Source organism: Streptomyces sp. V4I23, from assembly GCF_030817975.1.
GTDB lineage: Bacteria > Actinomycetota > Actinomycetes > Streptomycetales > Streptomycetaceae > Streptomyces.
On record NZ_JAUSZW010000004.1, the window covers coordinates 5,579,619 to 5,605,237 of the forward strand.

Below are 25,619 nucleotides of genomic sequence, written 5' to 3' on the forward strand. Positions count from 1 at the left end.
TCGGGACAGCTGTTTCCGGTCATGGCCGGTCCCTCCCCTAGGAATGCCGCCGATTATGCAGACGCCCGGTGCGCCACCGCACGGCACCACCCCGCCTGTCCCAGCCCCAAAGCCGCTCGGCAGGCCATAACCGGACACACCCACCACGATGGAAGGGAACGCAAAGGAGATCCGCATGGCCCAGGAAGTGAGCACCGCGCACGCGCCCTCGGCCCCGGGAGGGGGCCGGAACCGCCGGACCGTACTCGTCGCCATCGGAGCCCTGCTGCTGGGCATGCTGCTCGCCGCGCTCGACCAGACCATCGTCGCCACCGCGTTGCCGACCATCGTCAGCGAACTGGGCGGCATGGAGCACCTCTCGTGGGTGGTCACCGCCTACCTGCTGGCCTCCACCGCCGCCACCCCCCTGTGGGGCAAACTCGGCGACCAGTACGGCCGCAAGAAACTCTTCCAGGCCGCCATCGTCATCTTCCTCTTCGGCTCCGCCCTGTGCGGCATCGCGCAGAACATGCCCCAACTCATCGCCTTCCGCGCCCTCCAGGGCCTCGGCGGCGGCGGGCTCATGGTGCTGTCCATGGCGATCGTCGGCGACATCGTCGCGCCCCGCGAACGCGGCCGCTACCAGGGCCTGTTCGGCGCCGTCTTCGGCGCGACCAGCGTCCTCGGCCCGCTCCTCGGCGGGTTCTTCACCGAACACCTCAGCTGGCGCTGGGTGTTCTACATCAACCTGCCCATCGGCGTCGTCGCGCTGCTCGTCATCGCCGCCGTCCTGCACATCCCGGCCCGCGCCACCCCGCACACGATCGACTACCTCGGCACGTTCCTCATCGCCTCCGTCGCCACCTGTTTCGTCCTCGTCGCCTCCCTCGGCGGCACCACCTGGGCGTGGGGCTCGGCACAGATCATCGCGCTCGCCGTGCTCGGGGCCGTCCTGCTCGTGGCGTTCGTCGCCGTCGAGCGGCGCGCCGCCGAACCGGTGCTGCCGCTGAAGCTGTTCCGCATCAGGACGTTCAGCCTCGTCGCCGTCATCAGCTTCGTCATCGGCTTCGCGATGTTCGGGGCGATGACGTACCTGCCGACGTTCCTCCAGGTCGTGCAGGGCGTGTCGCCGACCATGTCCGGTGTGCACATGCTGCCGATGGTCCTCGGCATGCTGATCACCTCCACGGCGTCCGGGCAGATCGTCAGCCACACCGGCCGCTGGAAGGTGTTCCCCGTCGCCGGAACGGCCGTCACCGCGCTCGGGCTCGTCCTGCTGCACCAGCTGAAGGAGTCCAGTTCCCCCTGGCAGATGAGCGCGACCTTCTTCGTCTTCGGTGCCGGACTCGGCCTGGTCATGCAGGTGCTGGTGATCGTCGTGCAGAACGCGGTCAGTTACGAGGACCTGGGCGTCGCCACGTCCGGTGCGACGTTCTTCCGGTCCATCGGGGCGTCGTTCGGCGTCGCCGTCTTCGGCACGATCTTCACCAACCGGCTGGAGGACAAGCTCGCCGGCGCCCTCGCCGGACAGCAGGTGCCGCCCGGCGCGGGCGCGTCCGAACTCGCCGCCGACCCGCGCGCCATCGCCGAACTCCCGCCGCCGCTGCGCCCGTCCGTGCTCCACGCGTACGCCACGTCCATCACGGACGTCTTCCTGTACGCGGTGCCGGTCGTCCTCGTCGCGTTCCTCGTCTCCTGGTTCCTCAGGGAGGACAAGCTGCGCGGCTCGGTCACCGCGCCCGAGCCCAGCCAGACGCTCGCCTCCAACCCGGTCGAACGCTCCTCGCGCGACGAGGTGGCCCGCGCGCTGTCCGTCCTGGGCTCCCGCGAGGGGCGCCGGCACATCTACGAGAAGATCACCGCGCGCGCCGGGTACGACCTGCTGCCCGCGTCCAGCTGGCTCCTGCTGCGCATCAGGCGGCACGGCATGGTGGAACCGGCCCGCCTCGCCGAGACCACACCGGTGCCGCTGCGCACCGTCACCGAGGCGGCCCGCGAGATCGAAGGGCGTGGGCTCGCCCGCCGCGAGGGCCTGGACCTCCTGCTCACGGACCGGGGCGCGGAGGCGGCGGCCCGGCTGTCGCAGGCCCGGGAGGAGTCGCTGGCGGAGCTGCTGGGCGACTGGTGGGGGCCGGACCGGCCGACCGACCTGATCCAGCTGGTGCGCGAGCTCAACAGCGAGCTGTGCGGATCGGACGCGGAACGGCCCCACGGCCCCGAGCCGCGCGGCGACCACGAGCGGCCCGCGGTGGAGTACCCCCACCGGCACTGAGCGCTAGAGCTTCTTGCCGTACCAGATCTCCATGTACGGGCCGGTGCAGTACGCCGGGATCTCCTCGTACCCGTGCCGTACGTACAGGGCCCGGGCGGCGAGCAGATCCAGCCGGGTGTTGAGCACCATGCGGCGGGCGCCCAGCGCGCGGGCCTCGTGCTCCAGGAGGTCCATGAGCAGCCCGGCGCCCCCGAGGCCGCGGAAGGCGGGGCGGACGAACACGCGGGTGAGCTCGGCCCGTTCCGCGTCCAGCATCAGCACGCCGCCGCAGGCGGCGGGCGCGCCCCCGTACCGCCCGACGACGAACTGGCCCGCGGGCGGGACGAGTCGCTCGGCGCCGTCCCCGGTCAGGCCCTCGTCGATCTCGGCGTCGGTCGCCGGCCGCTTCCAGTAGCTGCCGGCGACGTCGCCGTAGTAGGCGCGGCGCAGGGCACAGGCGTCGTCGGTGTCGACGGCCTCCGGGGCGAGGGTCCACTCGGTCATACGGACCTCTGTATCCCCCGGCGGGTCCTTCCGGCCAATGAATTACGGGCGCGGGGCCGCGGGTCAGGCCTTGGGGGCGGCCTGCTGGACGACCTCGAAGGACCACAAGGTCGACCCGCTGGCGGCGGGCTTCGGCCGCTCGCCGCCGCCTTGGTGCGCGGCCTTCATGGGGCCCTCCATCCACGCCTGGAACGACGCCTCGTCGCGCCAGCGGGTGTACACGAGGTACTGGTCGGTGCCCTCGACGGGCCGCAGCAGCTCGAACCACTCGAACCCGTCGGACGACTCGACGGCGCCGGCGCGGGAGGCGAAGCGCTTCTCGAGGGTGTCGCGCTGGTCGGCGGGAACGGTGAGGACGTTGATCTTCACGATGCTCATGCCCCCATCCTGCCGCACGCCCCCCGCCGGGGACGCGACGCGCTCGCGAGCCTCCGCCCCACGCCGCGCGCCCCTGCCCGTCCGGCGCTTGAGGACACCGCGCGTAGCGCGGTACCGGGGCGGAGCCGGGAACGGCGGCTGGGGCGCAGCCCGCGCCCGCGCTACCGGGGCGGAGCCGCGAAGCCGCAACCGGGCCTGGGGCAGAGTCCCGAGGCCCGCGCCTCGCAGGGCGCGAGGCCCATGGGGCCTGGGGCGGAGCCCTCAGGCCGTGGCACGGCCCGGAATCCGGGCCGGCGCGGCACACGGGGGCTGGGGCGGAGCCCCAGTTCGGGAAGGGGCGGGGTGGGGAGAAGTCAGCTCACCACGCGCGCCACCAGCAGCCCGTCCCACCCCTTCACGCCCACCGTCTGCACCACCGTCGCGTCCAGCCGCGGCTCCTCCGACACCAGCCGGTACATCTCCCGCGTGCCGACAATCGCCGGGTCCTCGCTCGACGGGTCCCTCACCCCGCCGCCGCGCACCACGTTGTCCACCACGATCACGCTTCCCGGGTGCGTCAGGCGCAGGGCCCATTCCACGTAGCGGGCGTTGTTCGCCTTGTCCGCGTCGATGAAGACCAGGTCGAACGGGCCGGCTCCCGGCTCCGCCGCCAGGCGGGGGAGCAGGTCCAGCGCGGCGCCCGTCCTGACCTCGGCGACCTTGTCGCAGCCCGCGCGGGCGAGGTTCGCGCGGGCCACGTCCGCGTGGGCCGGGTCGTATTCGAGCGAGATCAGCCGGCCGTCCGCGGGCAGCGCGCGGGCCAGCCAGATCGTGCTGTAGCCGCCCAGCGTGCCGATCTCCAGCGCCGTGCGCGCTCCCTGGATCCGGGCCAGCAGATGCAGCAGTTTGCCCTGGTTCGGGGCGACGTTGATCGCCGGGAGCCCCGCCGCCTCGCTCGCGGTCAGCGCCTCCGTGAGCGCGTCGTCCTCGGGCACGAGAAGCTCGCCGACGTAGCGGTCGACGGCGTTCCACCGGTCCTGCAGTCGGTCCTGCGCAGCGTCATCAGTCATACGGGTCACGCTATTTCACGACACGCGCGGCGGCACACGCATTGGCGCGGGCGGCTCGACCGGTCGCCCGCGCCGCCGTGCCCGTACGCCCCGCAGCACCGCCGCCGACGCCCCGGCGGCGACCGCGACGAACGTCAGCAGCCACACCGGTACGCCCCCGAGCGTCAGCAGGTCGTCGTCCCACACCACCCGCCGAAAGGGTGTGTCTTCGGCGGCCGCCCGCAGCTCGTGGTCCCCGCTGATCCGGGACGGGTCGGGAAACTCCTGGTCCAGGACGGTGAGGAAGCGTTCCTTCCCTCCCGTGAGACGGCCCAGCTCCCCACCCGGGGCCGTCACCCGCCCCGCGAACGTCACCTCCGGCTCACTGCCGCCGATCGCCGAGCGCGGCTCCATGCGGTGGTCGGCGAGCACGAACAGGCCGAGGGACTGGGCGGTGTCCGCGCGCCGCGACAGCCGCATCGGATAGACGAGTTCGTCGCTCGCGAACCGCAGCCGCAGGGGGTCGAGCGTGCCCGTCAGCACCGCGCCCTCCTCTCGCGGCGCGAGCCGTACGGCGACGTACTCCCAGCCCCGTTCGACGTACGGCTCCAGGTCGCCGGTGAGGCCGGCGGGCATCTCGAAGCCGTTCTCGTCCAGCCAGTCGCCCAGCGCGTCCGGGTCGGTCGCCGTCAGCCGGGCGACGTCGAAGTCACCCAGCCGTTCGCGGCCGACCACGCCCACCCCGTCGTCCCGGGCCGCCGCACCCGGCGGCGCGGCCCCCGCGCCGTCCACGTCGTCGAACGGCCAGTCGCCGCCGCGCGGCCAGAAGTAGTGCCGCTCGCGGTACTCGGGCGCGGCGATGCGCACCAGTTCGTCGAAGAGCGCCCCGTCCGCGAGGTCGACCGTGGCGCGCCCCGGCACCGGCATGATCCATGCCGCCCGCGGCGTGTCGGACGTGACCGTGAAGCGCATGACGATCTGCTCGGTGCGGCCGTCCCAGTCGACCACCGACGTCTCCCGGCCCACCGAGATGCGCGCGTTCCGGTCGGGCACCATCGCGCCGCAGCCGCAGGCATGGGCCGGTGCGACAAGAGCCCCGAGCTGGAAGCCGAGCAGCAGCAACAGGACGACGAGCGCGCGCGGGCGCGGCCCGCGTTCTTGTATGTTCCCCCGCATGCCTCCTGTGACGGTGCCGGACGCCTCGGCGGTTCCGGCTGGTCAGGGCCTCCCGGGTGAGACCGGGTGGCAAAAATCGGACAGTGACGGGGTGACAGTCAGGCGAAGAGGGGGTTGCCGGGGTCTTTCCGACAGGGCAGTGCGACGCTCTGCCGACGCCCTGTGAGGCCGGAACCGGACGGCAGGACCGCAGGACCGGGACGACACGACGTACCAGGACGACACGACGGCGGCAACGGTGGGGAGGCACGGCGCGACGTGGCGAACGCGGAGGGCAGCGTGCGCGGCAGCACGGCGACGGACTCGAGGATCGGGGCGGCCAGGGCGACGCTGTGGCTCGTCGCCGCCGTCCTCGCCGTACGCCAGACGGCGGCGGTGCTGCGGCAGCCGCCGGGTGAACGGCTCACCGACCTGGAGACCTGGATCGGCCCCAGCGGCGTGCTGCACGTGACGGGCGGCCTCTACGCCGCCGACCGGTTCACCGGCACCCCGTTCGCCGGGCTCGTACTCAAACCGTTCGCCGGCTCCGCCGAGCAGAGCCTCGGCGTCGCCTGGACGTTCGGCACCCTGCTGCTCGTGGTCGCCCTCGGCCTCGTCGTCTCGCGCGCCCTGCCCGTGCCCGTGTCGCGCCGCAGCACCCTGCTGGCCGCGCCGGTCGCCATCAGCCTGTTGATGCTGTCCCTGCCGGTGCGCAACAGCTTCCACCTCGGCCAGACCAGCATCATCCCCGTCCTGCTCGTCCTCCTCGGCTGCTTCGCCGCGCGCGGCGAGCGATCCTCCGGCCTGCTCATCGGTCTCGGCGCGGCCCTCCAGCCCACCGTTCTGCTCTTCGCGCCGCTGCTGTGGTTCACCGGCCGCAGGCAGGCCGCCGCGACCGCCACGGGCGCCTTCGCGGGACTCTCCGCCCTCGCCTGGGCCGCGCTGCCCGGCGACTCGTGGACGTACTGGGTCCACCATGTCGCCGGAGCCGGGCTCGGCGCCCGTCCCGACAGCCTCGCCAACCAGTCCCTGCACGGCGCCCTGCTCCGCCTCGGCCTCCAGGGCCCGCTGGAGATCGCCCTCTACCTGGCCCTCGCCGCCGCCGTCGCGTTCCTCGGCCTGCGCCGCGCCGTCCACTACGCCCGCGACGGCCAGGTCCTCCTCGCCGTCGCGCTCACGGGCTGCGTCGCCGTCGCCGTCTCCCCGACGGCCTGGCAGCACCAGCTGCTGTGGGTGCTCCTCGCCGTCGTCGGCCGGGTCGGCAAGCGCGCCCGCGACCGCATGCTGTGGCCGGTCCTCGTCGTCCTGGTGACGACCCTCCCGGGCACGATGCTGCTGCCCGACATGGCGGTGCTGCACCCGGTCCGCGACAACGCCCTGCTCATCGCCGCGCTCGCCGCGGCCTGCGCGGTGCCGTTCCTGTCGCTCGAATCACCGTACTTCCGGCGCCCCGTCCCCACGCGGTACGCCCGGCCCCTGCCCGCGCGCTGGAGCCGCGTACCGCTGCTCCCGTTCTGGCGGCGCGTGCTCAGCCGCCCGAACCTGCTCCTCGAACTGCTGGTGATACGCGTCGGCTACTCGGTGTACTCGCACATCCGCGCCGCCGCGACCGGCAGCGTGGACGCGGCGGAGTCCCACGCCCGGCAGATCCTTTCCTTCGAGGGCGCGCTCGGCATCGACATCGAGCACTGGGTCAACCAGGCGGTGGTGCGGACGGACTGGGCGGAGGCGTTCTTCGACTTCTACTACACGTCCTTCCACTTCGTGATCCCGCTGAGCATCCTCGGCATCCTGTACGTCCGCCGCCCCTGCGACTACCGCTGGGCCCGCACCTCGCTGGCCTTCGCGACGCTGCTCGCGCTGCTCGGGTTCTGGCTGTACCCGCTCGCGCCGCCGCGCCTGATGCCGGGCATGGGCTTCGTCGACACGGTGCACGGACCGCAGGATCTGTCCAACCCCGACTACGGCGCGATGACGGCCGTCACCAACCAGTACGCGGCCATGCCGTCGCTGCACTTCGGCTGGTCGCTGTGGTGCGCACTGGTCGTGCTCGTGCTCGCACCCAAGCTGTGGATGAAGCTCGTCGCGCTCCTGCACCCGCTGTTCACGGTGTGCGCGATCGTCGCCACCGCGAACCACTGGGTGCTCGACGCGGTCGGCGGCGCGGCCGTGGTCGGCGCGGGCTTCGGCCTCACGTACGTCCTGGCCGGACGCCGTCAACTCCAGATCCCGGCCCATGCCGTTCCGCCCGCCAGGGCGGCCGAGGCCAGGGAAGTCGCCGTCACCCATGCGTGAGCCCCGGGAGGTACGGGACGTGCGTCCCGCACCCTCCGGGGTGGATCGTCGCGTTCAGCCATCCTCCGACAGTTCGGCCGGTTCCGCCACTTGAGCGACGGCCGGGGCGACCTCGAACCAGACGGTCTTGCCGACACCGCCCCGGCCGCTCTCCACGCCCCATTTGTCGACGACGGCGTCGAGCAGCGCCAGTCCGCGCCCGTTTTCATCGTCGTCGCCGGCGTGCCGGAGCACCGGCAGCCGTTCGTCGCTGTCCGACACCTCGACGCGTACGCCGTCGGGATGCCGCAGGATGAGCAACCCGCAGCGCCCGCCGGGCACATGGCGCACGACGTTGGCCAGCAACTCGGTGACCGCGAGTTCGACGGAGTCGATGAGCTCGCGCAGTCTCCACAGCGTCAGGTAGCAGCGGACGATCCGCCGGACGTGTCGCGCGGAGTGGGCGCCTGCGGTGAGGCGCATACCGTACTGGGGAATGTCTTCGTTCACGGTACGAGCCTGGCCTGCGGTGACTACGCTGGGCTACCGAACGTACGCAACGTGCTTGGCCGTTGCGGCAGTTGAGCGAGTCGAGCAGGGGGTACCGCCATGTCCGTCGTCCGCCACATCAACGCCCTCGATCCGAGCGCGTCGCCGCTCGACTACTACGGCTACGAACTGCGCCGTCACCGCGAGACGGCGGGCCTGACGCAGAAGCAGCTCGGCGCGATCGTCAATTACACGGGTTCGCTGGTGGGCCAGGTGGAAACGGCCCGGAAGCTGCCGACGGCGGAGTTCAGCGAACGCGTGGACGCGGCGCTGGGTACGGGCGGGCTGCTGTCGCGGCTGCTGGGGCTGGTGCTGCGCAGCCAGCTCCCGGCATGGTTCCAGCAGGTGGCGGAGCTGGAGGCGCGCGCGACGGAGATCTGTACGTTCCAGACGCACATGGTGCACGGCCTGCTCCAGACGGAGGGCTACGCCCGCGCGGTGCTCGGCACGATGGACCCCACGCGGCTCGACGACCGCACCGCGGTCCGCCTTGCGCGCCAGCGCATCCTGGAGAAGGATGAGCCGCCCGTGCTGTGGGCGATCCTGGGCGAGGCGGCGCTGCGACAGGAGATCGGCGGCGCGGGGGTGATGCGCGGTCAACTGGCGTGGCTGTTGTCGTACGAGGGCAATCCCCGGGTCAACGTGCAGGTGTTGCCGTACGCGGCCGGTGCTCACGCGGGGCTGCAAGGCTCGTTCACCCTCTTCCAGTTCACGAGCGACCCGACGATCCTCTACACCGAGGGCTACGGGATGGGGCATCCGACCGCCAACCCGGCCACGGTCAAGGACTGTTCGCTTCGTTACGATCACCTGCAGGCCGCAGCCCTCTCGATCAAGGACTCGGCGCAGCTGATCCGAGACGTCCTGGAGGAGCGATATGGGGAGCAGCACGACACAGTGGCGTAAGTCCAGCTACAGCGGCGACCAGGGCGGCGAATGCGTCGAGTGCGCCCCCCTCGGCGGCGCTGCCTGGCGCAAGTCCAGCTACAGCGGCGACCAGGGCGGCGACTGCGTCGAGTGCGCCGTGCTCACCCACGCCGTTGCCGTCCGCGACTCCAAGGACACCACGCGCCCGGCCCTTCACCTCTCCCGCGCGGCGTTCGCCGCGTTCGTCGATTCCTTGCGGTGATACGGGAGCAGTAGCGGATCGGTTATTCACCGTCATCGCCAGGACAGCGGCCTCCTTCCCTCGACGGGAAGGAGGCCGCACTGTTTGTGATCGCGCCAATCCGCCTGGTATAAAAAGGAAGTTGACGGATATTCAAAAATGCGCCGATCCATATTTCGATCAGATTACGACATCCTTAAATGGGACTAGACCATGAGGAGTCGACGCGCGTAACTCCCTTGCGGGGAAGGTGAGTTGACTGTTCATCAGTTCAAGAGCGTTGATAACAGAACGACTTCGGAAAAGTCGATCCCATTTGTCTGAATTTTCCGATCATTTGGTCTGGCAAGCTTTCGCGCACCCATCCCCTGACCAAGGAAGAGGTGCAGTTTGTCCGGACGCAGAAGACTCAAGAAGCCTCCGCGTCGTAAGTCCCGCGGGCTCATACTCGGCACGGCCGCGGTCGCCGTCATGGCGGTCGTGGCCGGAGTGGCCTACCAGGCGATCCAGCCGGGGTCGGAAGCAACCCGACCGCTGTCGATCGCCCAGGGGGAGGCGCTCGCGGCGACCCCGGTGCCGGCCAAGGAGCCGGCTCGCGACAAGGACCCCGAGCCGCTCGAGGAAGTGCCCGAGAGCGAGCCCGAGCGGGGCATGATCTACGAAGGGCTGAAGCCCGCGCACGAGGGGGATCCGTGCGCGGGGGTGTACCGCACGGCCGGCGGTCACTGCACTCATGGCCCTGACGCCCCTCCGAAGGGCGTCGACATCAAGAAGGACACCCCGCCCGCGGTGAAGGCCGCCGCACCCGCGGAGGATCCGACCAGGACGGGGAGCGCGAAGCCTTCCGGGGGAGAGCTTCCGCGCAAGGCACCCGCACTAGACGCCGCGGCCGGCAAGGCGAGCAGCCCTCCCGCTTCCGAGGGTTCCGCCTCGCAGGCCCCCGCCGCCAACGGGCCCGCAGGTCAGACCGTGCGCTGCGACGGCGACGGCAACAGCGGCAACCGTGTCCAGGTGGTGTACGTGCACGCCCCCGGCCGGGACCGGTACGCGGAGTACCTCCCGTCGTTCCGCAAGTGGGCCGCCGACGCCGACCTCATCTACTCGGAGAGTGCCAAGGACACCGGCGGTGTGCGCAACATCCGCTATGTGACGGCCGCCGACTGCACGCCGACCGTGCTCAACATCGAGCTCCCGGCCTCCGCGCTGTCCGAGTTCAGCGCCACGAACAGGGCGCTCGCGGCCAAGGGCCTCGACCGCCGTGACCGCAAGTACATGATCTTCGCGGACACGCAGGTCTACTGCGGCATCGGCAGCTTCGCCGGGGACGAGCGTCCCGGTCAGAACAACCTCAGCAACTTCGGCCCGTCCTACGGCCGTACCGACACCGGCTGCTGGGGCGGACACACCGCGGCGCACGAACTGGGCCACAACCTCGGCGCGGTGAACAACAGCGCGCCCAACACCAGCCGGGGTGCGCACTGCACGGACGAGTACGACGTCATGTGCTACTCGGACACCCCGTACTACCCGAGGATGCGCTACGTCTGCCAGGGCCAGGACTACGAGAACCGTCTGGACTGCAACCACGACGACTACTTCCACACCAACCCCAGGCAGGGCAGCTATCTCGCCACGCACTGGAACATCGCGGACAACCAGTTCCTGATCAAGGGCAACACCGGGACCGACCCGAACCCCAGTCCCACGCCGACGACCCCGACGCCCAAGCCCACACCGACGAACGGCTCCGGCACCGGGCCCGCCGTCACCGTCGGGCAGATCGGCCCGGACTCCGCAGTCGCCGGCTGGAACGCGGTCAGCGGTGCCGCCTGGTACCAGATCTTCCTGAACGACCAGGCCATCGGCTGGGTGCAGGCGACCAGCGCCCGGATCTACAACCTGAAGCCGGGAACGAACTACACCGTTTCCGTCTCGGTGCGTGACTCCTCGGGCCGCGACAGCGGTCGGGGCAAGGCGGCCTCGTTCCGCACCTCCGGCGGTGGTGACGGCGGTGGTACGACGCCCACGCCCAACACGCGCTATCTGCTGACCAACGGCGCGACCGGCAACGCCGCCGAGATCTGGGGTGGCAGAAGCGGTGACGGCACCGTCCTCGTCGGCTCGCAGCACAACGGATACGCCCAGCAGCAGTGGTACTTCGACAGCGCGGGCAACGGCTACACCCGTCTCCGTTCCGCCGTCTCCGGCAAGTGCCTCCAGGTCGGCGGCGCACCCTCCGCCGGCATGTATGTGGCACAGCAGCCCTGCGCCGACACCGCTGCCCAGCGGTGGAGGATCGCCCGGAGCGGCAACGGCGTGACGGTGACGGCCGGTGACAGCCGCTACGTACTCGGCGTCAGCAACCGCCCGTACTACGGGTCGTGGCTGATCGAGCTGCAGAACGCGGCGGGCGCGCCGGCTCAGGTGTGGACGGTCCAGAAGGCCGCCTGAGCCCGAGGACCCCGCATCGGTTCCCATGACGGCCGGCGGGCCTGTGGCCCGCCGGCCGTTCCCGTTCCACCCCCCACATCTCATCCATGGAGGACATCGTCATGCGCCGAGCCCTCGTCCCGGCCGTCGCCACCGCGTTGGCGGGCGCGGCCCTGTCCCTGACCACCGCCACCGGCGCCCTGGCCCACGGCGACACACTGAAGGTGGAGATCACCGGACACGACTTCGGTCGCGTGCGGACGACCGTCACCTGGGAGAACGACAACGACCCGGTCGACGAGCGGGTCGCTGCCACGGTGAACGCGGTCAGCGCCGACGGGAGCGGGGCCCTCGGCCCCTGGAAGCTCGTCCGCGACCCCGCCTCGGCGACCGGTCACACCACCGCGGAGGCGCTGCCCCCCGGGCGCTGGAGGGTCACCGTGGAGGCGGGCCATCCGGGGCTCGGCCGGGACGAGGAGGAGATCACGGTCTCTCCCGGGACCCCTGCGTCGCCCACGGCCGGGCCGGGCACGGTACGGCCCACGGCCGGACCCGGCACGGAGCGCCCCACGGCCGGAGAAGATACGGCAGGGCCCGCGTCCGCCCCGCCCGCCGAGTCCGCGGGACGCGACGGCAAGGGGCGGACCATCGCGGCTGCCGCCCCCGACACATCCGCCCGTTCCGGTACGGGGGGAACGGGCACCCTCCTCGTGGCAGGGGGAGTCCTGTTGGCGTGTGCGGCCGGTGCCGGCGTCGTCTGGCGCATCCGCAGCGCCGGAGCGCGCGGCGAGCGCTGACCCGGGTTCCGTCGAAGATGAGTTCTATCTCGTGGATGGCGAGGGACTTGCCGAGGCAGAAGTGCGGGCCTCCGCCGCCGAAGCCCAGGTGGGGGCTGAGGTCGCGGGTGATGTCGAAGCGCTCGGGGGTCGCTGTTGGCGGAGGAGTAGAACAGGCCGACCCGGTCGCCCTTCTTGATCGGCGGCGCGGTAGATCTGGCGCGGATTGACGTCCGGCAAGCTGTGATCCAGCGGTCCACCGACAGGGATGACGGCGAAACAGGGGAGGTGGGGGACCGACACCGTGTCGATCCCCCACATCTTTGTGTTGCCGTTCAGCCCAAGGTCTTCAGGGCTGCCCAGCCGCTCTCGCCGGCAGTGAAGCGGGTGCCATGAGTGGTTGCCTTGCCCGGGTAGAAGTAGAGCGCCCCGCCCGTGGTGACGGCCCAGAAGTCGGGGATGGTGTCTCCGTCTGCGTCGGGCGTGCCCTGCAGCATGGGAAACGCACCGCGCCCCCATCCGCTCGTTCCGTATACCACCTCGGCCCCGCCGGCCCCCGAGGTCGCGGAGGCGAATGACGCGAAGTCGACGCCGCCCCCTGGTGCAGGCTTGCCCTTACGGAGCAGAAGTCCGCGATCGGTGTCCGGTCCGCGCATGAGGAGATCCGCTATGCCGTCGCCGCTGATGTCCCGGGCGCTGATCACGTCATAGTTGGCCCAGCCGCTCAAACCGATCAGCTGAGCCGTCCTGAAGCTGGCCCCCGTGTATCCGGTGAATGCCCAGAGCTGCTGGCCCACCAAGGCGACGGCATCGGGTTTTCCGTCTCCTGTGATGTCTTCGGTGGCCGCAATCTGCGTGAGGGCGGACGGGGCAGGCGCGCCCTCAGGGAGCAGGACCTCCAGGCGAGCGGATACGTCAACGGAGCCGTAGCCGTCTCCGGGGTAGAGGTAGAGCTTGCCGTCGGGCATGCGAGCCAGGACGTCAGTGATGCCGTCGCCGGGGTACCAGTCCGTGGCGTGGCTGATCAGCGCGGCCTTGCCGGCTTCCGCCCAGTAGCTGTCCGCAACCGGCCGGTTGTTGTCGTGGGCTCCAGGCGCGTGAATGTTGACGTTGCCCTTGTCGCTGGCATAGCTGCGCAAGTTTCCGGCGCCGTCAACGGCGAGGAGGTCGGGATAGGCGTCACCAGTGAGGTCGCCAGGTCCGTCCCCGGTGTCGCGAGGGGAGACGTAGAACAGGTACTTGGTGGGGGTGGGAGACGAGTTGCCTGCCGAGTCCACGGCTTTGACGTAGAGGACGTTAAGAGCGGCTGTTGGAGGCTTGAGAGTGACAGTGGCAGAGGCGCCCGCGCTGACACTGACGCTGTTGCCGTATTCCAACGAGTTGAACGAGTAAGAGTACTTCACTGTGTCCGTCGAGCCGTCCGCGCTGAACGTAAAGGCCCCGGCGGTACCGAATTTTGCGTCGCTCCAGATCTCGCCGGTTCCGTCGTCCTCAGGAAACTTGGTGGAGGTCACCTTTGGCGAGTTGGGTGCCGAAGCGTCATAGATGAAGCCGCAGTTGAGAAGGCCGGGTGGCGCATAGGCGGAGGCGGCACCCGTGGAGTCGATGGCTCGGACAGCCCAGAAATATGTCTTTCCGTTGTAGAAGTTGGTGCTGGTTCCGTCGCCGCCGTCCAGCGTAATGCTGGCATTCCCCAAGGAATCGACGGGTCTATTGCCGTCGTAGATCCGCGTGCTGCTTCCGGACTGCCACACGGCGAAGTGGAGGTACTTCAGGTCGAGGTACCCCGGGGCATCGTCCGGGTCGGAACTGTGTGCCGCGAACGTCAGGTCGCTCTTGCTGACAGAGGCGTACCCGGCCAACGACACGAAGACGAAGTACGCGTACGGCGACGCCGGGAAGCAACCGCACACGCTGACCGGAATGACGTCGGAGTACACCACGGACAAGGGGGCGAGGGTCACCGAGGCGTCGACCCGCACATACGACGACGCCGGCAACATGGTGTCCCGTGTCGACGGCGGCGACGAGCAGTCACTGTCGTGGACCTGGGACGGCAAGGTCGAAAAGGTCACGGGCTTCGGCGACAAGGGCGCCGGCGCGTGGACCGGTGTTGACGGTAAGTGCCTCGACCTGTCCTTGGCCTCCACGGCCCCCGGGACGGCGCTGCAACTGTTCACGTGCAACGGCTCGCGAGCCCAGAAGTTCCGGATCGAGGCATTCTCGGTCACGGACTCGTCCAAGGGCGCGCTGAAGGTACTCGGCAAGTGCGCCATGCCGAAGGACGCCGGTACGGCTGACGGCACCGCGGTCGTGATCGCGGACTGCACGGGCGCAGACGCCCAGCACTGGACCGCCGTGGCGGCGGGCAACAAGCTCAAGCACGTGACATCGGGCAAGTGTCTGGCCGTGCCGGGAGCGACTCCCGCGAACGGCACCGACCTTGTGCTGTCTGCCTGCGACACGAGTGGCGCGGTCCAGTCCTGGAAGCCGGCCAACGAGACCACCTACGTCTACGGACCCGGTGGCGAGCGCTTGATGGCACTCACTTCGAGTGAGCGGATCCTGTACCTCGGGGACACCACCATCTCGATCGGCGTGAACGGCGCGCATTCCTACAGCGAGCGCTACTACGCCCAGCCCGGCGCACCGACCGTGATGCGGCATGTTCAGGGAACGGGGGCCGCGGAACTGTCGATGCAGGTGTCGGACCAGACCGGCACCGCGTACGTCAACGTGAAGCTCGGCGCCGGCAACGCGGTGAAGTTCAACAAGCTGGACCCGTTCGGCGTGAAGCGGTCCGAGCACGCGACCTGGCGTTCCGCTCGGGGGTTCATCGGGGGCGACGAGGACAGTGCCACCGGCTTGGTCCACCTCGGCGCCCGCGAATACGACCCGTCCACGGGACGGTTCATCTCGGCGGATCCGGTTCTGGACCTGGCCGACCCGGTCCAGATGAACGGGTACGTGTACTGCGAGAACAACCCTGTCACCTTCGCCGACCCGACGGGTCTGGCGTCGGACGGCGGCGGTGTGAGTGACAGCTACTACGGCACCACCTCCGAGGAGGCGTGGGCGAACCAACAGCTGAACATCTCCCTGGGCGACATCATCCTCAGTGTCGGGTGGGGTGTGCTCAAGGAATTCGTCGGCTGGAACGATGTCGTGGGCTGCTTCTCACGGGGCGACCTGTGGGCCTGCGGAAGCCTCTTCGCCAATGCGATCCCGGTGTTGAAGCTTTTCAAGATACCCGCGGTCATCGGCGCGGCGATGAAGATCGCGGGCGCGGTCAACGCCTGGATAAAGGCCAAGGAAAAGGCCCGCAAGATCATCGCGGCGGCCAAGGCTGCGAGGGAGGCCGCTCGGAAGGCCGCAGCCGCGAAGAAGGCGGCGGCAGAGAAGGCGGCGCAACTGGCCAAGCAGGCGCAGGAGGCGGCGACCAGAGCCGCAAAAAAGGCGGCACAGAAAACAGGCAACGCCGTACAGAAGACTCAGAAGGCCGCTGCACGGAAGTCCCAGAACAACGCGCCGGCGAAGAAGTCCGCGGGCTCTCAGCCCAAGAAGACTGCAGAGCCGAAGGCAGCGGACAGAGACGGTGGCGATGGCGGCAGCTGTGCGACCGACAACAGTTTTACGCCTGGCACGCTGGTCCTGATGGCAGACGGCTCCACCAAGCCGATCGAGGACGTCAAGAACGGCGACAAGGTCCTGGCCACCGACCCGGATACGGGCGAGACCAAGGTCGAGACGGTCACGGCCGAGATCAAGGGCAAGGGCGTCAAGCACCTGGTCAAGGTCACGATCGACACGGATGGCGACAAGGGAACCAGGACGGCGACGGTCACGGCGACTGAGGGCCACCCGTTCTGGGTGCCTGAGCTGGGCGAGTGGCTGGACGCCACGGATCTGAAGAGGGGCCAGTGGCTCCGTACCAGCGCCGGCACACACGTCCAGATCTCGGCGATCGAACGGTGGACGGCCCAGTCGGCAGCGGTTCACAACCTGACTGTCAGTGACCTGCACACGTACTATGTGCTGGCGGGGGCAACCCCGGTACTCGTTCACAACAGCAACTGTGGTGACGTAATTCTAGGGCCGGGTGAGGGAACTGCTGACGCCTTGAGGGCTTTCACCTCAACGAAGCCGGAGACTGAGTTCGTGTTTGATTCCGGTGCCGGAAGGTTTCTGGCGGGAGATCGTGAAAGAATTCCCGGAGGCCTCAGCCCCCACGAGCAACTAGCAGAAAAGGCGGGCATGGACAGAGGAACAGTGTTGGGTGGCACACTCTTCCGAGATAACGGCCGCCTAGTGTTCACGGAAAATAGTGGTCACTATGGCCACAGGTGGACGGACGCTACACGCCAGCAGTTCCAGAAGTTTATGAGCGATCAAGGGATTGACTTCGACTACAGGCCGTGGGGTTGAGATGGGAAACTGGACTCCAGTGGTGTATCGGGGAGACGGGGCGTGGATTGGGGTCATGCCTGATGGTCGGATCGGCGTAGGCGTGGAGTCAGAAGGCCGGTCTTCCCTTGTGGGATCGGGATTCGTTCCCATGTGGCCATATTTGGAGCGTAACCTCTCTGCATGCCTGGCCGATTTTTCCCGATCGTGGGAGCATCTCGGTCAGGGTGGCGTTCCAACCCCTGAGAAGCTCATCGAACTGACAGTGGAGACGGCATGGAAGTCCGGCCGGTCATACTGGATGGAGCTAGCCGCGAATTGGGCTATCGAGATGGTTCGGCAAGAGGGTTTTGATCAAGAGGCCACCCGAATGCTTCTCCTCGAAATGGCCGCCTCGGAGGCGTTGTCGCCAGAATTGCGGGATCGAGCTCGGGGTGCTGGCGGGTAGGTGACCCGGTACCCGAAAGGATCCCAAGGCTGGGATTGATCAGCCCTGAACGCATCTCGAAGCTTTTGCTTCGGAAAACCTGAAGCCCCACCAAATGTGACTGGTGGGGCTTCAGGGGCATCTGACGGCAGTAGTTGACGGCAACGTCAGCGGACGAGGGCGACGCAGGGCGGCGGTTCGTCGCCGTCGGAGCGTGCCTTCTTGGTGTTCTCCGGGCTGCCGAGTGTGGTGCTGAGGGTGTCGATGGCGTCGCGTTGGAGGCGGAGCCTTACGTGGGCGTAGACGGTGGCGGTGACGCCGATGTGGGCGTGCCCGAGGAGTTCCTTGATCACGACGAGTTCGACGCCCTGCTCCAGGAGCAAGGTCGCGGTCGAGTGCCGGAGGTCGTGAAATCGGATGCGGCGGAGGCCGGCCTTGCGGAGGAGCGTGATGAAGGCGCGGGTGAGGTTGGTCGGGTCGATCGGTCTGCCCTGCTCAGTGGTGAACACGTGCCTGTCGTGCAGCCACGTCGTGCCCGCGGCCTCACGCTCGCGCTGCTGCTGCTCGTGGTGGAGCTTCAGCGACTGGACGCAGCGGGTGGGAAGGGCGATGCGGCGCTCGGAGGCCCGTGTCTTGGTAGGCAGCGTGGTGAGCCCGCCTGCGGCAGTGCGCTGAAGGGTGCGGCGGATGGCGGCGGTGCCTGCGTCGAGGTCGAGGTCTGTCCAGTGCAGGCCGAGGAGTTCGCCCTTGCGGAGTCCGGTGTGGAGGGCGAGTTCAAACAGGGCGTGCAACCGGTGTCCGCGCGTGGCCGCGAGGAACTGGCGGGCTTCGTCGGCGGTGAGAGGTTCGAAGCGGCGGGGCCGGGGCGTGCCGGTGCGGACGTTGCGGGCGACGTTGCGATGGATTTCTTCCTCGCGGACGGCGTGTTCCAGGGCGGACTTGAGTACGGAGTGGATGTAGGTCAGCGTCAGCGGCGAGAGCAGCTTGCGGCAGCACTGGCCGACGGCGCAGCAGCGGGGCTGGTCGCGCCGGGCGGTTGATCAAGGCGGCCCGCTGACGCGGGCCGCGCGCGCTCCGGCCCTGCGGGGCCGCCGCCCGCTCCTGTCTCCGCCCCGCTTGCCGTCGGCCCCGCCGGTCTGGGCGCGCAACTGCCAGCACAGCAAGCCACCTGGGGCTCTGCCCCAGCCCCCGGCCCTTCCTCCGAGGGGCAGGGGGCCGAATCTCGGGTGCGGTTTCGTCGTGGTGAGTGGTCGCGGGGCGCGGATGGGGGTCCCTCGCCGCCCGGTCACCGGAGGCGTACCAGGAACCCCCGGGGGCCGCCAAGGCCGAGCGCACGCGTCACGAGGTGAGCCTTGGCTGCCCCCGAGGAACCCTGGCACGGCGAAGCTGCCCGACCGACGAGGGACCCCCACCCGCTCAGGTCCGGAATCTGCCGGAGGCTGACTCTGGCCGGCGGACGGCCAGCTCCGAGGGCGCTCAGGACGCCAGCAGTTCGGCGACCTCGGGCACGTCGCGATAGGCCCGCAGGCGATCGAGCACGATCCTCGTGCGTTCCGCCGTGCGTTCGCTGCCGCTCTGCCCCAGGGCAAGCATCCGCCAGGCTGTTCCCGCCGCGGCCTCGGGCTCGTTGGCGTCGGCGTAGGCCACGGCCAGCCAGGAAAGGTACAGCGCCAGCTCCCGGGCGTGGCTGGCGTCGTAGCGTCCGAGCACGTCCGTCAGCAGCGGCACGGCCCGCAGCGGGCGCCGCAGTTCGGTGTAGACGCGGGCCTCCATGACCTGCAATTCCCCTGCGTCCATCCAGTACAGGTACGACGGAGATTCGGTGCCGGCCGAGTCCTCGGACAGCGCCTCGGCCGCTTCCCCGAGGGCGGTCATCGCCGACCGGTCCTGCCCGGCACGGGTATACGCCCAGGCCAATCGGTCCAGGTACAGCGCGCGAGCCTTCGCCGGGGCGTGCGGACCCGCGTCCTTGAGCGCGGCGCGGGCCAGTCCCACTGCGTCCGCTGTCCGGCCGGTGTTGCTCCACTGGTAGGCCAGCGAGCCCGCCACGTTCCCGGACAGCACGCCGTCCTCGGCGGCCTGTGCGGCGCTCATGCCGAGCCGGTAGATGCGCTCCGCCTCGGCATGCTCCCCGGCATCGGAGGCCACCCACCCGGCGATCTGCGCCAACTCTCCAATGGCCCGGAGGAGTTCGCGGCCCACTTCTTCGGTGTGTGTGCCCTCGCGGTAGAGCTTCACCGCCGCTTGCAGCTCGCGCAGCGCGGGCCCGATCAGGTCCTTGCCGTAGACCACATCGTCAGCCAGCCGCAGCCCGTGGACCCGCTGGGCCAGGTCGGCCACCTGTTCGGCCCCGATCCGGCGGCCCATACGAGCACGCAGCGGGGCCAGTGGGTCGCCCTCGGGCAGGAAGTCGGCGACGGACCGGACACGCGGCACGGACTCGACCGGCTGAACGGCCTTCGCCCTCTCCAGCATCTCGCGCGGCACCTGAAGCACCTGCGCGAGGATGGGCAGCCACTCGCGCGGCGACCGCGTCCCGATTTCCCAGCGGGACACGTCATTTCGCGTCGGCGGAACGCGCCCAGGAGCAGCCTCAGCCAGTGCCTCGGCGAGCCGCCGCTGACTCCACCCACGCGCCAGGCGCAGCCGCCTGACCAGTTCCCCGACTGTCTCCCGCACCCCACCAGCTTGGCAGACAGCAAGGCAGACACGCTGGCTACTCCCAAAGGCTCACACCAGCGAGACGGTGATCCGTAGCCCCGAGCCGAACCGAGGAGAGGAAGTCAGGATGGCCGAGCAAGCGACACGACGGCCCGGAGGTACCCGTGCAGAAGGACCGCGACTGCTGCCGTGGACCACTCAGGACGGGCACCCCTGTTACCTGAGCACCGACGGCCAGGGCTACCTCGCCAACCTCGCCGACAACATCGAAGCCATACAGCTGGGCATGGGCGAGGACCTGTTGGAGTACGCCCGCGACGCCGTGGCCCCTGACGCGAAGGTCTTGTCGGCGACCGAATACCGCTGGCTGGCCCGCCGGCTGACCGAAGCCCTCTCCGACGCGCTCAGGGTGGCCGACTCGCGAGGTCAACGCCTCCCCGCCCCGGAAGAGGGTGACCGCGGAGGCCTGACTCCATGAACACCGACGCACAGTCCCGTGATGGTGCGCGAGGGCGCTACCGATTCCGCGAGTACCACGTGACCACCGTCCCCGACCCCATGGCGCTGCCGGCCCTCACGGCGCTCTGCGTCACCGGCGAGGAACGCAACTGCGGCGCCACATCCGGCACCCTGCACACACCGGACGAGCTGACCCGTTGGATCGCCGGACACTGCGCCGCCACCGGCCACCAGGACTACGAGCAGACCGTCCGAGCCATACTCCGTGCCGAGCCCGGAGCATGGCAGTAAAGTCCCCCTGCGCCGACACCGCGTCAGCGGCAGCACCGCCGCCCGGCCCCTGACGGCAGTAGCGACGGCAACACCCACGGATTTCCCCGCACAACCACGGACGCCAGCGGAACGCAAATCACGTGCTGACCAGCGAAGAAGCAGGTAGAGGGGTCCGCGTAGCACACGTACCATGTGCTGGCGGGGGCTACGCCGGTCCTGGTTCACAACTGTGGCAAGAAGCTCACCGATGTTGCCCTCGGAACGTCGGACAACGGGCTGGAGGACTGGGCGAATGATAACGGATACACCCATTTCATGGGTGAGACGCGTGATGGTTCCATCTCGAGCGCCGCAGATGCGATGAATTACCACCCCGAGGCCACCATCCACGTACGTCTTGACGGATTCACGCTGGAGAACAGAGGGTCGGGCAATCCGGCGGAGGTATTCGACTACGCAGTGCAGCAGGGGCACGGCGACAACTGGCTTACGACGCAACGGGAGATGGCGTTCCTGGAGCGAGCCTTCCGGGTGGGGAACCTTGACAGCAGTCGACTCAGGTTCTACCTGGGGGGGTAGTAACATCACATCGGAGGTCCTCAAGGGTTCCAAGTACCTAGGAGGTTCGTAGTGACCTTGGTCGCGGCCTGGGAGAGGCCGTTCCGAATGTGGCATTTCTCGGTGAGCTTCAACTCGCTGCTGCTTCGCAGCCTCCGCGATGACGCCTCTCCGGCTCGAGTGGATGTTCTTTTCTCGAACGTCTTCTTTCTCCAGATGCCCACGACGTGTTCGCGACTTGAGATTCGTACGGGAGAAGGCCTTGCTCCGCCGAAGGTGGAGATTCCGGCCGGTACTCGTGGGCAGTGGTACACCATCAATTCAGGGAAGGGGTACCTCTATGCCACCCATTGCGAATGGCACGAGGACGAAGGCACCGCGATGTCCCCGTCCCGCTTCGGTCCTCTGAGGAGGACGGACTGAACTGAGTCTCCCGAAGTCGCCTCGATCAAGAGGTGAGTAAGGGGGTCTGTGAAACGGGCCGCATCATGTCAGCAATGACATGATGCGGCCAGTCGGGCTTTGGCCTGCTGGTTCCGGGGTGGTCGGATTCGGGTGTCTGTCGTGATCCGTTTTCGGTGAGCCGAATGGGCGTGAATCCATTACCGGATTCAGGGATTTCGCTCGTGGGAACGCGGGCCGGACTATCAGACGGAAACTTTCCGACCCGCTCAGCAGGCCGGGCGGGCGCCCGAGGGGCCGTCCGGCGGACCGAGCTGCCGTTCCGGACGCGTGGGCCTGGTGCCTGGCTGGGGCGGTGACGATGGAGATAACTGGGCTGATGCCGGTCTGAGGTTGAGCGAGACACACGTGGCGGGTGGTCGGTCGGCGCGCCCGCCGTCGTGGCTGACTTTCTGTGGCAGAGGCCAGAACCCCCACAGCCATGGGTACGGCACGTACGTGAGGGCCCCGTCCCTGCCGGGGCTGACGAGGACGCGGGAGCCTCGATCGGCCACGCCCGGCAAGGACGGGAGTCGGGTAGGTCAGCGCGGTGCGGTGCCTGGGCCTGCGGGGCGGGTCACGTCTGGCGCCAGGCCCGCCAGGGCCGGGTGATGATCTCCCGGTAGGTGTGGTGGGACGGGTTCTGGCCGCAGTGCCGCAGCACCCAGTTCTGCGGTTCGGCGAAGTCTTCGCTCGTCGGTGAGATCTCTCCGTCCACGGCGCACTGCATCGCGTACAGGACCGGTTCCGCGTCCGGCTCGCGGTCGGGCTGGAGCGTCCAGGTCTCGTAGCGCAGGACCGAGCGAGGGGTCACCGTCCCCACCTCCGGTTGGCCACGGCGACCTTGGCGCTCAACTCCTCCGTCGGAGTCGTCGGACGTACGTCCTCGGGTGGTACGTCCCACTCCCGGCCACCGTGCGGTGGGCGAAGCTGCACGTACGGCCCTACATGCCCCATCACCACGCCCACGCGGCCGTTCCGCCGGTCGACCATCACGGCGCCCACAGCGGGCGAAACGGTGTGCTGGCCCGTGTCAGGGTTGCCGTCCGTCAACGTGACCACCCCGGACAGGCGGGCCGCGACCGGGCATCCAGTCGCAGGGCGAGAACACATCGGGTGGCGCTCACTGGCACGTTGAGGCTCCTCGGCGGCGTGAATCCGTGCCCCTGGGCCTGTCGGTGCCGCAGGGTCGGCACCGATCCTCACGCCGGTCGCCAGGACGAAGGAACCTCCACCAAACCCCACTTCGGGACGTCCCGCACCATGTAGAACGTCCCTGGTGCCGTCCCGAGACCAAGAGGGAGACTCGTGCCGAACGAGAGACTACGAGTCGTCATGGCAGCCGGAGGGTGGACGTACGCGACCCTCGCCCAGGAGGTGGAGGTCGACCCCAAGTCGGTCGAGCGCTGGGTGAACCTCGGCCGCACCCCACGCCGTGCCACAGCCCTGCAGGCGGCCAAAGCCCTGGGAGAGGACGTGCATGCACTCTGGCCGGCGCTCCGCCAGGCCCGCCCCGCCCGCGCCATCAGCCCCGAGCTGGTAGCGCTCTACGAGCAGCGGGCCGACATCCCCGTCGCGACGTTCACGGACCTGATGGCCCAGGCCCGGGAACGGATCGACATCCTCGTCTACGCGGCCGTCTTCCTCCACGAGGCGTACCCGCGGCTGAACGAACTCCTCACCGAACGCGCCGCCGAAGGCTGCACCGTCCGCATCGCGATCGGGGACGCCGACAGCTATAACGTCCAAGCCCGCGGCCAGGAGGAGCGGTTCGGCCACGGCATCGAATCCCGCTGCCGCCTCGCGCTCATGCACTACAGGCCGCTCGCCGGCACCCCAGGCATCGAAGTTCGCACCCACGGCACCACGCTCTACAACTCCCTCTATCGCGCCGACGACGAGCAACTCGTCAATGCCCATGTCTGGGGCGTCAACGCGTACGCCGCCCCCGTATGGCATCTTCGCCGTCACCAGGAGAGCCGCATGTTCGACACCTACTCCGAGAGCTTCGACGTCGTGTGGACGACGGCAACCCCCGTACGAGAGGAAGGCTGACCGTGGCCCGCACCGAGTACTACGACGACCCGAACGCGCCCAAGCCGAACAGCATGGTCGTCGCCGCCTCCGCCGTCGTCACCGACGACCACGGGCGCATTCTCCTCCAGCGCCGCCGCGACAACGACCTGTGGGCACTGCCCGGTGGCGCCATGGACCTCACCGACTCCCTGCCCGGCACGGCCGTCCGCGAAGTCAAGGAAGAGACCGGCCTCGACGTCGAGATCGCTGGCCTGGTCGGCACCTACACCGATCCGAAGCACATCATCGCCTACACCGACGGCGAGGTCCGGCGGCAGTTCAACGTCTGCTTCACCGCCCGCATCACCGGCGGCCGGCTGGAGATCTCCGACGAGTCCACCGAACTACGGTTCGTGCCCCCAGAAGAGATCGAGCAGTTGCCGATGCACCACACCCAACGGCTCCGGCTCCAGCACTTCCTGGAACAGCGCGAGAAGCCGTACCTGGGCTGAACCGCCTGACGGCAGTAGCGACGGCAACAAGCCCGCACAACCACGGACACCCACGCACTTCACCGGACCAGCAAACCGGCTTGACCTGCGAAAAAGCAGGTAGAGGGCACCGCGTAGCACACGTACTATGTGCTGGCGGGGGCCACGCCGGTTCTCGTTCACAACTGCAACGAGAACATAATTTCCAATGCGGACGGGTTCGACAACTCGGCAGAACTTTCCCAGGCTGCAACGGGGGATGTTTACAGCGGAGTCTACGATCCGAATAGTGGGGTGTTTTATGCCCGCCTGAGCATCGACGACAAGGATCCCTCGAGGTTCCCGAATGCTGTCCTGTCGCAAGGGGGGCACGGGGAGGTCAACTTCTGGCACTTCAGGGGCTCCAAGGAGACCATCGCATTCAACATCTTCTTTGAGAAGGACGGTATATCCGTGGCCTGGTTCTCTCGAAGTGTGAATCGGAGAAACCATGGCGATCCCATGGCTCCTCTCGAAGGAAGGCAGGGGATTATGAACGCGATAGCCGGTGCCACGGGCAGGCAGGTGAGGTCCAGATGAACGGCGACGTAGAATTCTGCGAGTCGGTTTTCGATATGCCTCTCCCTGCTTGTCTGGTCGAATCGATCAAAGATCGCAGCTGGATGGACCTGGCCAATTCCCCCAGGATCGAAGCGGTGTTCGGCCAGGCCCCCGTCCGCCCCGGCTTCCATTCGATTTCTGGCATGACCGGAATGACGAAGTGGTGGCGCGAAGAGCTCGATGAAGAAACTTTGCAGTGCTACTTCGGTACATCCGAGGAGTGTGCCGCCCCCGGCTATATGTCACGGATGAAGACCGTGATAATCGGGAATCTTGGACCAGATCTTCCTTTCGTTCTGGATTACAGGGAATCTCCTGTCGATCCAAGCGTGGCCTTTCTGGGGGAAGGGGATTCCTGGCAGAAGATTTCCGAGAACGTGTGTGACTTGATTCTCGCGCTCGACCCGCAGCGGGCCGATTCCTGACCTTGGATGAAGACCGCTGAGTCATGACTCAGATAACGCGCTTCACACCCTCGGAAATCGAGGCTCTCGGGCGAGAGAGAAATTTCCTCCGGGACCAGCCAGAGTGGCTTTGCCCTTCATGCGGAGAGGTTTCTGTTCGCACCTACCTCAGAAATACGCAACACGCGGATCGTCCCGCTGTGATCAGCTATGCATGGTGTGGTGCTTGCCGCAAGATGTCCGGCTCAACTGGTCCTCTGCCGCCCGGCCTGATCCTCTCCGATCCGTGGCGGGAGTTGGATCGGGCAGCGTGGGAAGAGTTCGACGTGAGCCTGCCCAAGCTCTTCTCTAAGCTTGACCGCCTTTGGGAAGACGGAGTGCTGCCACAAGGCATCAGCTGGACGCAGCAGTAGCGCGTCGATGACGCTGTAACGCGAGCAAATAGAAGCCCCG

The 25,619-nt window shown here is 68.5% G+C and carries 24 protein-coding genes and 2 pseudogenes; 15 read left to right on the forward strand and 11 right to left on the reverse strand.

Features of this window, described 5'->3' with window-relative positions; all coding sequences use genetic code 11:
- Nucleotides 1–175: 175 nt before the first annotated feature.
- A complete protein-coding gene (locus tag QFZ82_RS27635) occupies nt 176–2,251 on the forward strand; it encodes an MFS transporter (RefSeq protein ID WP_307715723.1) in 2,076 nt (691 codons plus the stop codon).
- A 3-nt stretch (nt 2,252–2,254) separates the two neighbouring features.
- Here QFZ82_RS27635 and QFZ82_RS27640 read toward each other — a convergent pair whose 3' ends face one another.
- The 4 genes from QFZ82_RS27640 to QFZ82_RS27655 all read right to left on the reverse strand — a co-directional run bounded on the left by QFZ82_RS27640 (nt 2,255) and on the right by QFZ82_RS27655 (nt 5,316).
- The gene (locus QFZ82_RS27640; protein WP_307715724.1) at nt 2,255–2,734 is read right to left on the reverse strand and encodes a GNAT family N-acetyltransferase; all 480 of its coding nucleotides are present in this window, start codon (nt 2,732–2,734) and stop codon (nt 2,255–2,257) included.
- Nucleotides 2,735–2,797: 63 nt separating this feature from the next.
- Nucleotides 2,798–3,112, reverse strand: coding sequence for an antibiotic biosynthesis monooxygenase (locus tag QFZ82_RS27645; RefSeq protein ID WP_307715725.1), 315 nt, complete (start codon nt 3,110–3,112; stop codon nt 2,798–2,800).
- 353 nt (nt 3,113–3,465) lie between these two features.
- The gene (locus QFZ82_RS27650; protein WP_307715726.1) at nt 3,466–4,161 is read right to left on the reverse strand and encodes an O-methyltransferase; all 696 of its coding nucleotides are present in this window, start codon (nt 4,159–4,161) and stop codon (nt 3,466–3,468) included.
- 15 nt (nt 4,162–4,176) lie between these two features.
- Nucleotides 4,177–5,316 carry a DUF2330 domain-containing protein gene (locus QFZ82_RS27655; RefSeq protein ID WP_307715727.1) on the reverse strand — a complete coding sequence of 380 codons (1,140 nt, stop codon included), beginning with the start codon at nt 5,314–5,316 and terminating at the stop codon, nt 4,177–4,179.
- Between the two features lie 258 nt (nt 5,317–5,574).
- Here QFZ82_RS27655 and QFZ82_RS27660 point away from each other — a divergent pair, with 258 nt between their 5' ends.
- Nucleotides 5,575–7,590 (forward strand): bifunctional glycosyltransferase 87/phosphatase PAP2 family protein, encoded by a 2,016-nt coding sequence (locus QFZ82_RS27660; protein WP_307715728.1) that lies wholly within the window; start codon nt 5,575–5,577, stop codon nt 7,588–7,590.
- A gap of 54 nt (nt 7,591–7,644) precedes the next feature.
- On the opposite strand, the gene QFZ82_RS27665 is transcribed toward QFZ82_RS27660, so the two are convergent.
- Nucleotides 7,645–8,079, reverse strand: coding sequence for an ATP-binding protein (locus tag QFZ82_RS27665; RefSeq protein ID WP_373429334.1), 435 nt, complete (start codon nt 8,077–8,079; stop codon nt 7,645–7,647).
- A gap of 99 nt (nt 8,080–8,178) precedes the next feature.
- Here QFZ82_RS27665 and QFZ82_RS27670 point away from each other — a divergent pair, with 99 nt between their 5' ends.
- From QFZ82_RS27670 to QFZ82_RS27685, 4 genes are all read left to right on the forward strand, one after another.
- Entirely contained in the window at nt 8,179–9,024 is an 846-nt protein-coding gene (locus QFZ82_RS27670) for a helix-turn-helix transcriptional regulator (RefSeq protein ID WP_307715729.1), read from the forward strand.
- Nucleotides 8,996–9,247: a DUF397 domain-containing protein gene (locus QFZ82_RS27675; RefSeq protein WP_307715730.1), complete on the forward strand. Its 252-nt coding sequence runs from the start codon at nt 8,996–8,998 to the stop codon at nt 9,245–9,247. Before QFZ82_RS27670 ends, QFZ82_RS27675 begins: the two co-directional genes overlap by 29 nt.
- A gap of 369 nt (nt 9,248–9,616) precedes the next feature.
- Nucleotides 9,617–11,677: an RICIN domain-containing protein gene (locus QFZ82_RS27680; protein ID WP_307715731.1), complete on the forward strand. Its 2,061-nt coding sequence runs from the start codon at nt 9,617–9,619 to the stop codon at nt 11,675–11,677.
- Between the two features lie 86 nt (nt 11,678–11,763).
- Nucleotides 11,764–12,453, forward strand: coding sequence for a hypothetical protein (locus QFZ82_RS27685; RefSeq protein WP_307717996.1), 690 nt, complete (start codon nt 11,764–11,766; stop codon nt 12,451–12,453).
- Here the strand turns inward: QFZ82_RS27685 and QFZ82_RS27690 are convergent.
- Nucleotides 12,404–12,632 (reverse strand): annotated as a pseudogene (locus QFZ82_RS27690) (steroid C27-monooxygenase); the annotation flags it as partial. The gene QFZ82_RS27685 and the pseudogene QFZ82_RS27690 sit on opposite strands and share 50 nt — an antisense overlap.
- A 135-nt stretch (nt 12,633–12,767) precedes the next feature.
- Nucleotides 12,768–14,381 carry an FG-GAP repeat domain-containing protein gene (locus QFZ82_RS27695; protein ID WP_373429335.1) on the reverse strand — a complete coding sequence of 538 codons (1,614 nt, stop codon included), beginning with the start codon at nt 14,379–14,381 and terminating at the stop codon, nt 12,768–12,770.
- On the opposite strand from QFZ82_RS27695, the gene QFZ82_RS27700 reads away from it, so the two are divergent.
- Nucleotides 14,356–16,857, forward strand: a complete 2,502-nt coding sequence (locus QFZ82_RS27700; protein ID WP_307715732.1) for a polymorphic toxin-type HINT domain-containing protein — start codon at nt 14,356–14,358, stop codon at nt 16,855–16,857. The genes QFZ82_RS27695 and QFZ82_RS27700 overlap by 26 nt on opposite strands.
- Nucleotides 16,858–17,430: 573 nt before the next feature.
- Here QFZ82_RS27700 and QFZ82_RS27705 read toward each other — a convergent pair.
- Nucleotides 17,431–18,297 (reverse strand): annotated as a pseudogene (locus QFZ82_RS27705) (tyrosine-type recombinase/integrase); the annotation flags it as partial.
- A gap of 442 nt (nt 18,298–18,739) precedes the next feature.
- Nucleotides 18,740–19,942, reverse strand: coding sequence for a helix-turn-helix domain-containing protein (locus tag QFZ82_RS27710; protein WP_307715733.1), 1,203 nt, complete (start codon nt 19,940–19,942; stop codon nt 18,740–18,742).
- A 109-nt stretch (nt 19,943–20,051) separates the two neighbouring features.
- Here QFZ82_RS27710 and QFZ82_RS27715 point away from each other — a divergent pair, with 109 nt between their 5' ends.
- The 3 genes from QFZ82_RS27715 (at nt 20,052) to QFZ82_RS27725 (ending at nt 21,235) form a co-directional block, all read left to right on the forward strand.
- Entirely contained in the window at nt 20,052–20,402 is a 351-nt protein-coding gene (locus QFZ82_RS27715; RefSeq protein ID WP_307715734.1) for a hypothetical protein, read from the forward strand.
- Nucleotides 20,399–20,674, forward strand: coding sequence for a hypothetical protein (locus QFZ82_RS27720; protein WP_307715735.1), 276 nt, complete (start codon nt 20,399–20,401; stop codon nt 20,672–20,674). Before QFZ82_RS27715 ends, QFZ82_RS27720 begins: the two co-directional genes overlap by 4 nt.
- Before the next feature lie 174 nt (nt 20,675–20,848).
- On the forward strand, nt 20,849–21,235 hold the full coding sequence (locus QFZ82_RS27725; RefSeq protein WP_307715736.1) for a hypothetical protein: 387 nt from the start codon (nt 20,849–20,851) through the stop codon (nt 21,233–21,235).
- A 997-nt stretch (nt 21,236–22,232) separates the two neighbouring features.
- On the opposite strand, the gene QFZ82_RS27730 is transcribed toward QFZ82_RS27725, so the two are convergent.
- Both QFZ82_RS27730 and QFZ82_RS27735 read right to left on the reverse strand, forming a co-directional pair.
- Nucleotides 22,233–22,478 carry a hypothetical protein gene (locus tag QFZ82_RS27730; protein WP_307715737.1) on the reverse strand — a complete coding sequence of 82 codons (246 nt, stop codon included), beginning with the start codon at nt 22,476–22,478 and terminating at the stop codon, nt 22,233–22,235.
- Nucleotides 22,466–22,717: a hypothetical protein gene (locus QFZ82_RS27735; RefSeq protein WP_307715738.1), complete on the reverse strand. Its 252-nt coding sequence runs from the start codon at nt 22,715–22,717 to the stop codon at nt 22,466–22,468. The genes QFZ82_RS27730 and QFZ82_RS27735 overlap by 13 nt, the downstream gene beginning before the upstream one ends.
- A 273-nt stretch (nt 22,718–22,990) precedes the next feature.
- On the opposite strand from QFZ82_RS27735, the gene QFZ82_RS27740 reads away from it, so the two are divergent.
- The 5 genes from QFZ82_RS27740 to QFZ82_RS27760 all read left to right on the forward strand — a co-directional run bounded on the left by QFZ82_RS27740 (nt 22,991) and on the right by QFZ82_RS27760 (nt 25,579).
- Nucleotides 22,991–23,710, forward strand: a complete 720-nt coding sequence (locus QFZ82_RS27740; protein WP_307715739.1) for a helix-turn-helix transcriptional regulator — start codon at nt 22,991–22,993, stop codon at nt 23,708–23,710.
- Nucleotides 23,711–23,712: 2 nt separating this feature from the next.
- Nucleotides 23,713–24,183, forward strand: coding sequence for an NUDIX domain-containing protein (locus tag QFZ82_RS27745; RefSeq protein WP_307715740.1), 471 nt, complete (start codon nt 23,713–23,715; stop codon nt 24,181–24,183).
- Nucleotides 24,184–24,312: 129 nt separating this feature from the next.
- Entirely contained in the window at nt 24,313–24,741 is a 429-nt protein-coding gene (locus QFZ82_RS27750) for a hypothetical protein (protein ID WP_307715741.1), read from the forward strand.
- A complete protein-coding gene (locus QFZ82_RS27755; protein WP_307715742.1) occupies nt 24,738–25,187 on the forward strand; it encodes a hypothetical protein in 450 nt (149 codons plus the stop codon). The genes QFZ82_RS27750 and QFZ82_RS27755 overlap by 4 nt, the downstream gene beginning before the upstream one ends.
- A 179-nt stretch (nt 25,188–25,366) precedes the next feature.
- On the forward strand, nt 25,367–25,579 hold the full coding sequence (locus QFZ82_RS27760; RefSeq protein ID WP_307715743.1) for a hypothetical protein: 213 nt from the start codon (nt 25,367–25,369) through the stop codon (nt 25,577–25,579).
- Nucleotides 25,580–25,619: the final 40 nt, after the last annotated feature.